This is a genomic window from Micromonospora sp. NPDC047740 (assembly GCF_043204735.1).
Lineage (GTDB): Bacteria > Actinomycetota > Actinomycetes > Mycobacteriales > Micromonosporaceae > Micromonospora.
Genome location: NZ_JBIDCT010000017.1, coordinates 1 through 11678, shown reverse-complemented (window position 1 = coordinate 11678; position 11678 = coordinate 1). Strand labels below are relative to the sequence as shown.

The following is an 11678-nucleotide window of genomic DNA, read 5'->3' as shown; positions in this document are numbered from 1 at the left end:
TACCGGTTTCGATCACGCGCGGCGGGCCGGGTCGCCGAATCGCCCGGTACGGAGGCTCGCGCAGGTCAGAGCCACAGGCCAAGACGGGGGAGGGCGGCTCCGCCGTGTCTCAGGCCAGGTGCCGGGGGTCCAGCGAGCGGGCCAGGGCACAGACGGCGAGCAGGCGGGTGAGCAGCCAGTCCGGCTGCGCCCAGTCGATCGGCTCGACCGGTGGCCGCCAGCCGTGCTCCAGCGCCGCGGCGAGGACCCCCTCGGCGTACCCGGCCAGCGCGGCCACGGTCAGCGCCCGACTGTCGCCCTGCAGGCTGTCGCGTACGGCGGCGGCGTGCTGGTCGACCGCGGCGAGCAGGCCGGGGTTGGCGGCGGCCGCGGTGAGCCCCGTGGCGCCGACGGAGGCGGTGAGCCTGACGAGGGTGGACCGCGCGGATTCCGCCGCGGAGCGGGACACCACCCGGTTGTTCGGCACGCGCATGGTGACCGAGGCTAACCGCGCGGCGAGCGCGGCGGCCTCGGCCGACCGGCCGATGCCGGGGTCCACCGGGCGCGGTCCGGTCCCGCCCGCCGGGATTGAGCCGACCGCTAGGGGGCAGATGGGAAAGGGGCGAACCGTGCGGCGGACCCGTGGAGGAGCTGGAATTGGCACAGCAGGCGGACGGACCGGACGAGGCGCACCGGCGGCCGGCGGGCGTGAGTGACACCACGGTCGAGGCGCTCGGCAAGCTCAGCGAGGCCCTGGAGTGCGTGGAGCGGGCCCGGGGGCACTTCTACTCGGTGCACCAGCTGATCGGCCACGCCGACCTGATGCTGGACGACGCGGTGGCGCTGTTCCGGTCCGCCGGTCACGACGGGATCGCCGACCGGATCGAGCAGGACCTGCTCGGCCGCAACGTGATCGCCGGGCGCTGGACCTTCCAGCTCGTCGAGGACTTCGACGACGGGTACTACGCGCTGTTCCGGGAGCTGGACCGCCGGGCCCGCGACGAGTTGGTCGGCGGCCGGCGGCACCTCTACGAGGCGGAGATGAAGGAACGCCGGCGCACCCGGGGGCGGCCGGGTCACGAGGCGCGGCCCGGCGCGGACGGCTAGTCGGACGAGCGGGCGTCCGCCGGCCGGCGCCGCATGGCGTCGTCGGCGATGATCACGGTCGCCACCATGAGCGCCACCACGAGGCTGAACAGCCACGAGCTGTCGGCCACCAGTTTGGCGGCGACGGGCGCCTGGGCGGCGACGAGCAGGAAGCCCAGCCAGGCCAAGCGACGCTGACGGGTGGTGAGGAAGCCGGTGCCCTGTTGCATCCGAAAAGTCTTACGTGGGACGGGAAGATCGCCGTCCCCCGTTCGGCCGATTCTGGATGGGCTGTCCGTTTTTCCGACCGTCCGTACCTCACTTCTTGTCGTTTCGGGCGAACCGCGCGTCATCGCCGCACGGGTCGGCCTCCGGGCGCCTCGCGACGCCCGGAGGCGGGCTCACGCGTCGGGGCCGGTCCGGCCGGTGGTCGACGGCCGGTACGCCCGGTCGGCGTCGGTCATCTCCTGGCGCTCGGCCTCCGGGCCGGCACCCCGGTCCACCGCCTCGGGCCCGTGGCCGAACGCGGACTCCTCGCCGGCGTCGTTGCCGGTGACGTCGTCGGCCTGCCCGTCGACGGTCGACCGGGCGATCGCCCGGTCCAGTTCGTGCAGGGAGGTGCGATCCTCGTCGCGCCACACGTGCCTGTCTTTTTCGGTCATTCTCCAGCGGTACCCGGACCCGGTGATCGCAAACGGCCCGGGTGGCGGGCGGCGGGCACGGCGATGGCCGCCGGAACGTACCGGCGGCCATCGGAGCTGTCGTGTCCGGGGAGCGCGACGTCAGGGGGTGGGTCGCTCGACCGTGCCGCGCCAGGCGCCGGTCTCCTGGCCGCGCCGCTCGATGAACTGCTTGAACCGCTCCAGGTCGCCCCTGGCCCGGCGGTCCACCGCGCCGAGCTTGGCGCCGGCCTGCTCGACCACGCCGTGCGGCTCGAACTCCATCTGCAAGGTGACCCGCGTGTTCCCCTCGTCGAGGCGGTGGAAGGTCACCACGCCGGCCTGCTGGGTGCCCCCGGTGGACCGCCAGGCCACCCGCTCGTCCGGCAACTGCTCGGTGATCTCGGCGTCGAACTCGCGCTTCACGCCGCCGATCTCGACCGTCCAGTGCGTCAGCGTGTCGGAGAGCTGCCGGACCTCCTGGACGCCCTCCATGAAGTGCGGAAACTCCTCGAACTGCGTCCACTGGTCGTAGGCGGTGCGGATCGGAACGGAAACGTCCACGTGTTCCATCACGCCGCTCATCGTCGAATCCTCCTGTTCCCGCCGGTGTCGTCGCACGGAACGTGGGCCGATCCGCTCACCAGCGCGTCGTCTCGTTCTTGTGCCCGAGTGCGGCCCACACCTCGGAAATCGTCTGGTAACGCGTGTCGTCAGGCAGGCGTTCCAGGGCGGCCACGATGTCCGCCGGCGCCTGGTTCTCCCGCGCGTTGGCCACCAGCGCGTCGCGGTCCCCAGGCAGCGCGCTCATGGTGATGAACCGGCCGAGGCGGCTGCGCGCCTCGACATCGTCCATGCTCATCCCCTGCGGGTTGCCGCCGCGGCTCGCGCCGGCCGTGAGCGTCTTCGGCTCCGGCTGGTCCTCACCCGCCGGCTCCGGCTGGCGGGACTCCTCGACGCGCGAGCCACCGGCCCCCGGACCCTGGATGAGGCCGCTGACGTCCTGGCTCATGTTGTCGTCGACCCTGGGTGAGTGCTTGCTGCTGCCACGTTCCATGCCGACAGACATGCCCGAGGGGACCGCCGGTAAACCGGGGTGGTCGGCAGAGCCGGTCATCCGGTCACGAATCGGCCGGCGCGCGGGGCGGCAGCACCGGCTCGCCCGGGTCGGTGGCGCCGGTCTGCAGCACCCGGCCGCGCTGCAGCTCCGCGTTGACCTGCACGCCCAGCAGCAGGGCGCAGTTGGACAGGTAGAGCCAGACCAGGAAGGCGATGACCGCGCCGAGGCTGCCGTACGTGACGTCGTACGAGCCGAAGTTGGCGACGTAGAGGCCGAAGCCGGCGGAGGCGAGCACCCAGGCCAGCAGGGCGAGGGCGCCGCCCGGGGTGAGCCAGCGGAACCGGGGCTGCCGGACGTTCGGGGCGATCCAGAACAGCAGCGACAGCAGGGTCATCGCCACCAGGGCGAGCAGCGGCCACTTCGCCACCGTCCACACCGTGCGGGTCAGGCCGCCGGCGTGCAGCCGGTCGCCGACCGCGTCGGTGACCGGGCCGCTGACGATCAGCCCGGTGGCGACCACCGCGAGCAGCACCAGCGACAACCCGGCCAGGCCGATCTGCAGCGGGCGCAGCCGGTAGAACGGCCGCCCCTCCGCGACGCCGTAGACGGCGTTGGACGCCCGGGTGAACGCGCCGATGAACCCGGACGCCGACCAGAGTGCGCCGAGCAGACCGAAGCTGAGCAGCACCTTCGCCGAGCCCTGCTGCTCCACCACGCTGCGGACCACGCTGACGAAGCCGTCGTTGCCGACCACCGACCCGGCGCCGATCTCCCGCGCCAGGCCGATCACCGTGTCGACGGTCCGCTCGCCGTCGGAAACCAGCCCGACCAGGGCGACCACCACGACGGCCGCGGGGAAGAGCGCCAGCACTCCGTAGTACGTCAACGCCGCGGCCCAGTCGGCGCAGTTGTCCTGGACGAAGTTCCGCCCGCTGCGGACCAGCACCCCGCACCAGGTCGCCCAGCTCAGCTGGCGTACCCGGCGGGGCATCCGGGCCCGCTTCCGGGCCGGGACCGCCCGCTCCGTCGTCGCCGCCATGACCGCCTCCTCGACCCGGGCGCGCCCGTCGCGCGTGGCCCGGCGGTACCCCGGCGCGGAAATCGACAAACCGGGTGGCGGTTTGCGGCCGGAACGCGGGGGAACGGTCATAGGAACCCATCGAGACGGAGGAGGACGAGATGCCCGGGCGCGAGGTACTGCCCAGCACGCTGCGGCGCTCCCCGGCGAAGGCGCAGCGGACCTGGGAGAAGACGCACGACTCGGCCGTGGAGACGTACGGCGAGGGACAGCGGGCGCATCGCACCGCGTTCGCCGCGGTGAAGCACGAGTTCGAGAAGGTCGGCGACCACTGGGAGCCCAAGGGACGCAAGGGCCCGAGCGACCGCCAGGCCGCCGGAGGTGGCCCGGCGCGGCGGGCACCCACCGCCGCCGGAGTGGACGCCAACGCGCCCAAGGAGCACCTCATGGAGGTCGCCAAGAAGCTGGAGGTGCCCGGCCGGTCCCGGATGACCAAGCCGGAACTGGTCAAGGCGATCCAGAAGGCGAACGCCCGCGAGACCACCAAGGCCCGCGAGAGCGCCAAGTCCCGCGGCCGCTGACCGCACCACCGGAAAGGGTGGCTGTCCCTCGGACAGCCACCCTTTCCAGGTCGGTCACCAGTGGCCGCCGCCCGGCGCCTCGATGTGCACCGTCTTCACCGTGCTGAACTCGTCCAACAGTTCCGGGCCGTACCCGAAGCCCTGGCCGCTGCCGCGGCGCGGCTGCGCGGCGCCGCCCGGCGCGCCCCCGAAGACCGCGTTCACCTTGACGGTGCCCACCGGCAGCTCCCGCCAGGCCCGGTGGGCGTGGCTCATCGAGCCGGTCAGCACCGTGGCGGCCAGTCCGTACGGCGAGTCGGCGGCGCAGCGCAGCCCCTCGCTGAACGAGTCGACCACGACCACCGGGGCGACCGGGCCGAACGTCTCCTCCCGCACCAGAACCATCTCGTGCCGGCAGTCCGACACCACCGTGGCCGGGTAGAACGCCCCCGGGCCGTCCGGGAGCTCTCCGCCGGTGCGGAGCCGCGCCCCCTCGGCCACCGCCGCGGTGACCTGCCCGTGCACGTGGTCCCGGTGCCGCCGGTCCACCAGCGGCCCGAGCTGCGTACCGGGTTCCCGGCCGGGGCCCACGGTCAGCGCCTCCGCCCGCTGGATCAGCGCGTCGACGAAGTCCTCGGCCACGTCCCGGTGCACGTAGATGCGTTCCACGGCGACGCAGATCTGCCCGGCGTTCGCGAAGCAGCCCAGCGCGGCCTGATCGGCCGCCCAGACCGGATCCACCCCATTGTCGATCACCAGCGGGTCGCTGCCGCCGTTCTCCAGCAGCACCTTGGCGCCGGTGCGGGCGCCGGCGGCGGCGATCGCCCGGCCGGTGGCGGTGGACCCGACGTGGGCCACCACGTCCACGTCCTGGCCGGCCAGCGCCGCGCCCACGTCGGCCCCGCCGGTGAGCAGGGACAGCACCCCGGCCGGCAGCGCGGCGTCGAGGGCCCGCGCCAGCAGCCAGCCGGTGGCCGGGGTGCGCTCGCTGGGCTTGTAGAGCACGACGTTCCCGGTCACCAGCGCCGCGCCGAGCAGGCCGCAGGAGACCGCGACCGGGTCGTTCCAGGGGGTGATCGCGGCGACCACGCCGCGCGGTTCGGGGGTCATGAAGTCGAGGGCGCCGTGCCCGCCGTGCAGCGTCCGCCCGCCGCGCAGCGGGCCGAGCTCCGCGTACTGGCGCAGGGTGCCGATGCCGGCCGCCACGCCGCCGCGGGCGTCGTCCAGCGGCTTGCCCATCTCGGCCGTGGTGGCCTGGGCCAGCTCCTCCGCGGCGGCCTCGACCGCGTCCGCCGCCCGGTGCAGCGCCGCCGCCCGGTCCGCCGGGTCGATCACCGCCCAGTCCGCCGCCACGCCCCGGGCGGCCTCGACCGCCTTCGCCACCTCGTCCGCCGTCGCCACCGGCACGGTGGCCACCGGGGAGTCGTCGGCCGGATCACGTACGACCAGTTCGCCCCCCTCACCACCCGCGCCCCACACTCCACCTATGAGTTGCGAAACCGTGTACATGCGGCGGTGGATGCCCCGACCCGGCCGAGGCAAACGCGTTTTGCCCGGTAACCGGCCGGGTAGGCGGATCGGATGAGCCCGCCCGGCGCGCAGAGCGCGGACGCTGTCGTCATCGGCGCCGGCCACAACGGTCTGGTGGCCGCCAACCTGCTCGCCGACGCGGGCTGGGACGTCCTGGTGCTGGAGGCCACCCAGGCGCCGGGCGGAGCGATCCGCTCGGCCCAGGTCACCGCCCCCGGCTACCTCAGCGACCTCTACAGCTCGTTCTATCCGCTCGGCTACGCCTCCCCGGTGCTGCGCCGGCTCGGCCTCGACCGGTACGGGCTGGCCTGGACGCACGCCCCGGACGTGCTGGCCCATCTGCTGCCGGACGGCCGGGCGGCGGTGGTCAACCGGGACCTGGACGTGACCGCGGCCTCGCTGGCGGCGTTCGCCCCCGGCGACGGGGACAGCTGGCGGCAGGCCTACGCGGCCTGGTGCGAGGTGGCCGAGCCGATGCTCGGCGTCATCACCAGCCCCTTTCCGCCGGTCCGTGGCGGGCTGACCCTGCTGCGCCGGCTCCACCTGTCGGGCGCGTTGCGGCTGGCCCGGCGGCTCGTCGTACCGGTCCGCAGGCTCGGCGACGAGCTCTTCGCCGGCGAGGGCGGGCCGGTACTGCTCGCCGGCTGCGCGCTGCACACCGACCTGTCGCCGGACGAGGCCGGCTCCGGGGTGTACGGGTGGCTGCTCGCCATGCTCGGCCAGCAGGTCGGCTGGCCGGTGCCGGTCGGCGGCGCCCAGAAGATCACCGACGCGCTGGTGGCCCGGCTGGTCGAACGGGGCGGCCGGATCGACTACGGCGCCCGGGTCGACCGGGTGCTCACCGCCCGGGGGCGGGCCATGGGTGTCCGCACGGTCGGCGGCGCCAGCTGGCGGGCCCGGCGAGCGGTGCTCGCGGACGTGCCCGCCCCGGCGCTCTACCTGGACCTGGTGGGCCCGGCCGCGCTGCCGCCCCGCCTCGTCGAGGACCTGGCCCACTTCCGGTGGGACGGCTCCACACTCAAAGTCGACTGGGCGCTGTCCGCGCCGGTGCCCTGGCGCAACCGGGCGGTGGCCGGCGCCGGCACGGTGCACCTCGGCGCCGACCTGAACGGGCTCACCACGTACTCGGCGGCGCTGGCCCGCGGCGAGGTGCCCCGGGACCCGTTCCTGCTGGTCGGGCAGATGTCGGTGGCCGACCCGAGCCACTCCCCGCCGGGTACCGAGTCGCTGTGGTCCTACACCCACCTGCCGTTCCGGCACGACTGGCGGGGCGAGGAACTCGCCGCACAGGTGGCGCGGATGGAGGGGGTGCTGGAGGATGCCGCACCCGGGTTCCGCTCGCTGATCGTCGGGCGGCACGTGGCCGGCCCGGCCGAGCTGGAGGCGGGCGACCCCAGCCTGGTCGGCGGCGCGCTCGCCGGCGGCACCGCGGCCGCGTACCAGCAGCTGTTCCTGCGGCCGATCCCCGGCCTGGGGCGCGCGGACACTCCGGTGGACCGGCTCTTCCTGGCCAGTGCCTCGGCGCATCCCGGCGGCGGCGTACACGGCGCGCCCGGCGCGAACGCCGCGCGGGCCGCCCTGGCGCGCGACCGCGCGCTCACCGGCGGCCTGTACGCGGGCGCGATCGGCGCGGCGCACCGGGCGGTCTACCGCTGACGCCCGCCGTGCTCGGTGTGCTCGGCGTGCTCGGCGGTCCGGGCGCTCGGCGTGCTCGGGGTTCGGAACGCTCGGCGCGCACCGTGCGTGCTCAGCGTGCCGGTGGCCGCGAAGTTCGGCGGCCGGGAGCGGGTGGCGCTCGCCGCCCACGGCGCACTCGGCCTGCCGGCGGCGACGGTTCGTCGGCGCGGCGGTGTGCGGGCAGCGGCGCGGCGGTGTGCGGGCCAACGGCGCGGCGGTGTGCGGGCAACGGCGCGCGGTCACGGTGCGTGAGCCATGTGGCCCGCCGGCACCATGCCGCGCGTTGCCTTTGCTCTGCAGCCAGATACGCAGCGGTCACGGTCGGTACATGACGCGAAGTCGGGCGACGGTGGTCGCTGATCCAATGTCCCAGGTCATCGCGGTGTTGCGTGGATGGCTGCAGAGCAAAGGCGGGCGACAGGCACCGCAGGGCAGCGGCAGAGACCTCACGCTACGTCACGATGACGCAGCGTGAGGCTGGAGATGGTGGATCGCTGCCGTCAGTCCGGCAGGTTGCGGTGCCGGGCCCGCAGCATGAACGGCATCAACGCGCTCTCGATCTTGGTGGCGGTGGTCATCTTCGAGGCGCCGTCGCGGCGCTCCTCGAAGCGGATCGGCACCTCCAGGATGGTGTGCCCCAGCTTGGTGGCCAGGTAGTGCATCTCCACCTGGAAGCTGTAGCCGTTGGACTGCACCCGGTCCAGCCCGATGTCCCGCAGCGCGTCGGCCCGCCAGATCTTGAAGCCGGCGGTCAGGTCGCGGATCCGCACCCGCAGCAGGGTGTGCACGTAGAGGTTGGCCCAGCCGCTGAGCGCACGCCGGTAGAGCGGCCAGTTCTCGTCCAACTCGCCGCCGGGCACGTACCGGGAGCCGATGACCACGCTGGCCTGGGTGGAGAGCAGCGCGCCGAGCATGCCGGGCAGGGCCTCCGGCGGGTGCGACAGGTCCGCGTCCATCTGCGCGACGAACTCGGCGTCGCCGGCGAGCGCCCGCCCGATCCCGTCCACGTACGCCCGGCCGAGTCCCTCCTTGCCCGGGCGGTGCACCACGAGCACCCGGTCCGGGTGCTCGATGGCCAGTTTGTCGGCCACCTCGCCGGTCCCGTCCGGTGAGTTGTCGTCCGCGACGAGCACCTTCAATCCGGGCAGCGGCAGGGCGAGGAGCCGCTCGACCAGCACCGGGAGATTGCCCGCCTCGTTGTAGGTGGGAACGACGACGGTCAGGCGTGCGTCGCGCCACGGGGCGGGCAACTGCACGGGTTCGATCATCACGGACATCCTCGGTCGGCCGACATGGTTCACCTGAGAGGGTAGCCAGTCGCCCGCGCCAGGTCCGCACAGACGCCCGCTCGGCGGGCCGGAAACGCCGTTTCGGGGGTTGCGGGCCGGCGGAACCGACCGTGCCGACCGGCGGTCACCGCGGGTGGCGTCAGCGCATCGTCTTTTGCCTGGTGGCGATGTCGGAGAGCCGGTTCAACATCTCCTTGTTGCGCTGACGCAGGACCAGGCCGTTGAGCCCGGTCCAGACCCAGCGCAACGGCCCGGCGGCGAAATCCTCGCGGAAGCGGACCTGGGTCCGGCCGCCGTCGAGCGGTTCCAGGGTGAAGTCGACGATCGCCTCGCCCGCCGGCCACAGCCTCGCGCGGAGCACGAGCCGGTGCGCCGGTTCGCAGGCCAGCACGTGGGAGCAGTCCTGCAGCGAGAAGGGCCAGGGCCCGACCCGGTGGTGCAGCCGGCTGCCGACCTGCGGCCAGCTGTCGTCCACCCCCCGCACGTGCGCCGTGCCGACCACCCAGTCGCTGTACGTCCACCCGTCGGCGAGCACGGCGAAGACCTGCTGCGGGGGTGCGTCGATCACTTTCTCCACAAACGCCACGCCAACCCCGTACCCCGCCTCCGCCACGGCTAACGACGACTCCGGGTTAGCTTCTCGGGGGCGGCGGGTATCGCCGGACCGGGCCGGCGGAGTGCGGGACGCACCGGCCGTGGCAGCACCGGCGGAGGCGGCTCCGCCGAAGTTGATGTTTACTCCTCGGGGGGTCGGGAACCCGCCGCCCGTGCGACGGGACCACGAGCGGGATCAGTGCAGGTCAGCCCGGGTTGACCCGGGTGCTGACCGGCTCCCGTCCGGCCTGTACGACGCGGTGCTGCTGGATCGGGACGGCACGCTCGTCGAGGACGTGCCCTACAACGGCGACCCGGAGAAGGTCCGCCCGGTGCCCGGCGCGCGGGAGGCGCTGGACCGGTTGCGCGCGGCCGGGCTGCGCCTGGCCGTGGTCAGCAACCAGTCCGGCCTGGCCCGGGGCTACTTCACCGAGCGGCAGATGCGCGCCGTCAACGCCCGGGTGGAGGAACTGCTCGGGCCCTTCGACAGCTGGCAGATCTGCCCGCACGGCGAGCCGGACGGCTGCGGCTGCCGCAAGCCGGCGCCGGGTCTGGTGCACGCCGCCGCCCGGGCGCTCGGCACCACGCCGACCCGGTGCGTGCTGGTCGGCGACATCGGCGCCGACATGACCGCCGCCGCGGCGGCCGGCGCGGCCGGCATCCTGGTCCCCACCCCGGCCACCCGGGCGGCTGAGGTGGCTGCCGCGCCCACGGTCGCCCGCGACCTGCCGGAGGCGGCGACCGAGATCCTGCGCCGGGTGCGGCTGGTGGCCGCCCCCGGCTCCCCGCCACGGCGGGGCACCGTCCTCGTGGTGCGCAGCGACGCGGCCGGGGACGTGCTGGTCACCGGCCCCGGCATCCGCGCCGTCGCAGCCGGCGCCGACCGCGTCGTACTGCTCTGCGGACCACAAGGCCGCGCAGCCGCCGACCTGCTACCCGGCATCGACGAAATCATCGAATGGCCACTGCCCTGGATCGACGCCAACCCCCAACCCGTCGACCCCCACGACATGCACCACCTCACCACCCGACTCACCACCACCCACGCCGACGAAGCAATCATCTTCACCTCCTTCCACCAATCCCCCCTACCCCTCGCCCTGCTCCTACGCATCGCCGGCATACCCCACGTCACCGCCATCAGCGACGACTACCCCGGCACCCTGCTCAACATCCGCCACCACGTCCCCACCGGCATACCCGAACCCGAACGAGCCCTCTCCCTCGCCGCCGCCGCCGGATACACCCTCCCCACCGACGACGAACCGGGACTACGACTGCGTACCGACCGGCTGCCGCCCGTCCCGGCCGGGGCCGGCGAGCCGGGCTATGTCGTGCTGCACCCGGGCTCCTCCGTGGAGACCCGGGCCTGCCCGCCCGAGCTGGCCACCCGGATCGTCCGGGTGCTCAGCGCCGCCGGCTACCGGGTGGTGGTGACCGGTGGCCCGGACGAGCGGGACCTGACCGCGCGGGTCGCCGCCGCCGGCGGCGTGGACCTGGGCGGGCGTACCGGACTCGGTGAACTGGCCGCCGTCATCGCCCGGGCCGGCGCCCTGGTGGTCGGCAACACCGGGCCGGCGCACCTGGCCGCCGCGCTCGGCGTGCCCGTGGTCAGCCTCTTCGCCCCCACCGTCCCGTTCGGTCAGTGGGGACCGTACCGGGTGCCGACCGTCCGGCTCGGCGACGCCGGGGCGCCGTGTCGGGACACCCGGGCCACCCGCTGCCCGGTCCCCGGCCACCCGTGCCTGTCCGCCGTGGAGCCGGGGCGCGTACTGGAGGCGCTGCGGCTGCTCGGCGTACCCGCCGACGCGCCGGAGTCCGTCCTCGCCGGCCCGGTGGCCACCCGAACCGGCGGGGTGGTCGGATGAACATCCTGGTGTGGCACGTGCACGGGTCGTGGACCACGTCGTTCGTCCACGGCAAGCACCGCTATCTGGTGCCGGTCACCCCGGACCGGGGTCCGTACGGCCTCGGGCGGGCGCGGACCTACCCGTGGCCGGACAATGCCGTCGAGGTGACTCCCCAGCAGCTGCGCCGGTCCGAGGTGGACCTGGTGCTGCTCCAGCGCCCCGAGGAATTCGACCTGGCCTGCGAGTGGCTGGGCCGCCGGGTGGGCCGCGACGTGCCGGCGATCTATGTCGAGCACAACACCCCCAAGGGCGACGTGCCGAACACCCGCCACCCGATGGCCGACCGGGACGACCTGACCATCGCCCACGTCACCCA

General features: G+C 74.1%; 13 protein-coding genes and 1 pseudogene. 5 read left to right on the top strand and 9 right to left on the bottom strand.

Features of this window, described 5'->3' with window-relative positions:
- Nucleotides 1–109: 109 nt before the first annotated feature.
- A complete protein-coding gene (locus ACGF4F_RS27615; RefSeq protein WP_357441153.1) occupies nt 110–472 on the bottom strand; it encodes a DUF6401 family natural product biosynthesis protein in 363 nt (120 codons plus the stop codon).
- Nucleotides 473–636: 164 nt separating this feature from the next.
- On the opposite strand from ACGF4F_RS27615, the gene ACGF4F_RS27610 reads away from it, so the two are divergent.
- Complete coding sequence (locus tag ACGF4F_RS27610) at nt 637–1086, top strand: hypothetical protein (RefSeq protein ID WP_357441150.1); 450 nt, start codon at nt 637–639, stop codon at nt 1084–1086.
- Here ACGF4F_RS27610 and ACGF4F_RS27605 read toward each other — a convergent pair.
- The 5 genes from ACGF4F_RS27605 to ACGF4F_RS27585 form a co-directional block, all read right to left on the bottom strand.
- Nucleotides 1083–1295, bottom strand: coding sequence for a hypothetical protein (locus ACGF4F_RS27605; RefSeq protein ID WP_073839517.1), 213 nt, complete (start codon nt 1293–1295; stop codon nt 1083–1085). The genes ACGF4F_RS27610 and ACGF4F_RS27605 overlap by 4 nt on opposite strands.
- 171 nt (nt 1296–1466) lie before the next feature.
- Nucleotides 1467–1727, bottom strand: a complete 261-nt coding sequence (locus tag ACGF4F_RS27600) for a hypothetical protein (protein ID WP_357441147.1) — start codon at nt 1725–1727, stop codon at nt 1467–1469.
- A gap of 120 nt (nt 1728–1847) precedes the next feature.
- Nucleotides 1848–2309 carry an SRPBCC family protein gene (locus ACGF4F_RS27595; RefSeq protein WP_357441144.1) on the bottom strand — a complete coding sequence of 154 codons (462 nt, stop codon included), beginning with the start codon at nt 2307–2309 and terminating at the stop codon, nt 1848–1850.
- 55 nt (nt 2310–2364) lie between these two features.
- On the bottom strand, nt 2365–2781 hold the full coding sequence (locus tag ACGF4F_RS27590; RefSeq protein WP_357441141.1) for a DUF2795 domain-containing protein: 417 nt from the start codon (nt 2779–2781) through the stop codon (nt 2365–2367).
- A gap of 64 nt (nt 2782–2845) precedes the next feature.
- Nucleotides 2846–3823: a YihY/virulence factor BrkB family protein gene (locus ACGF4F_RS27585; protein WP_357441138.1), complete on the bottom strand. Its 978-nt coding sequence runs from the start codon at nt 3821–3823 to the stop codon at nt 2846–2848.
- 140 nt (nt 3824–3963) lie between these two features.
- On the opposite strand from ACGF4F_RS27585, the gene ACGF4F_RS27580 reads away from it, so the two are divergent.
- On the top strand, nt 3964–4383 hold the full coding sequence (locus tag ACGF4F_RS27580) for a ChaB family protein (RefSeq protein WP_357441135.1): 420 nt from the start codon (nt 3964–3966) through the stop codon (nt 4381–4383).
- 54 nt (nt 4384–4437) lie between these two features.
- Here the strand turns inward: ACGF4F_RS27580 and ACGF4F_RS27575 are convergent, their stop codons facing one another.
- Entirely contained in the window at nt 4438–5871 is a 1434-nt protein-coding gene (locus tag ACGF4F_RS27575; RefSeq protein WP_357441132.1) for an aldehyde dehydrogenase family protein, read from the bottom strand.
- Nucleotides 5872–5943: 72 nt separating this feature from the next.
- Here ACGF4F_RS27575 and ACGF4F_RS27570 point away from each other — a divergent pair, with 72 nt between their 5' ends.
- A complete protein-coding gene (locus ACGF4F_RS27570; RefSeq protein ID WP_393081706.1) occupies nt 5944–7548 on the top strand; it encodes a phytoene desaturase family protein in 1605 nt (534 codons plus the stop codon).
- A gap of 521 nt (nt 7549–8069) precedes the next feature.
- Here ACGF4F_RS27570 and ACGF4F_RS27565 read toward each other — a convergent pair.
- Both ACGF4F_RS27565 and ACGF4F_RS27560 read right to left on the bottom strand, forming a co-directional pair.
- The gene (locus tag ACGF4F_RS27565) at nt 8070–8837 is read right to left on the bottom strand and encodes a polyprenol monophosphomannose synthase (RefSeq protein ID WP_357441126.1); all 768 of its coding nucleotides are present in this window, start codon (nt 8835–8837) and stop codon (nt 8070–8072) included.
- 160 nt (nt 8838–8997) lie between these two features.
- Nucleotides 8998–9444, bottom strand: coding sequence for an SRPBCC family protein (locus tag ACGF4F_RS27560; protein ID WP_357441123.1), 447 nt, complete (start codon nt 9442–9444; stop codon nt 8998–9000).
- A gap of 181 nt (nt 9445–9625) precedes the next feature.
- Between ACGF4F_RS27560 and ACGF4F_RS27555 the strand changes: the two genes are divergently transcribed.
- Together ACGF4F_RS27555 and ACGF4F_RS27550 are read left to right on the top strand one after the other, a co-directional pair.
- Nucleotides 9626–11320: an HAD-IIIA family hydrolase gene (locus ACGF4F_RS27555; RefSeq protein ID WP_393081701.1), complete on the top strand. Its 1695-nt coding sequence runs from the start codon at nt 9626–9628 to the stop codon at nt 11318–11320.
- Nucleotides 11317–11678 (top strand): annotated as a pseudogene (locus ACGF4F_RS27550) (glycosyltransferase family 1 protein); the annotation flags it as partial. The gene ACGF4F_RS27555 and the pseudogene ACGF4F_RS27550, both read left to right, overlap by 4 nt.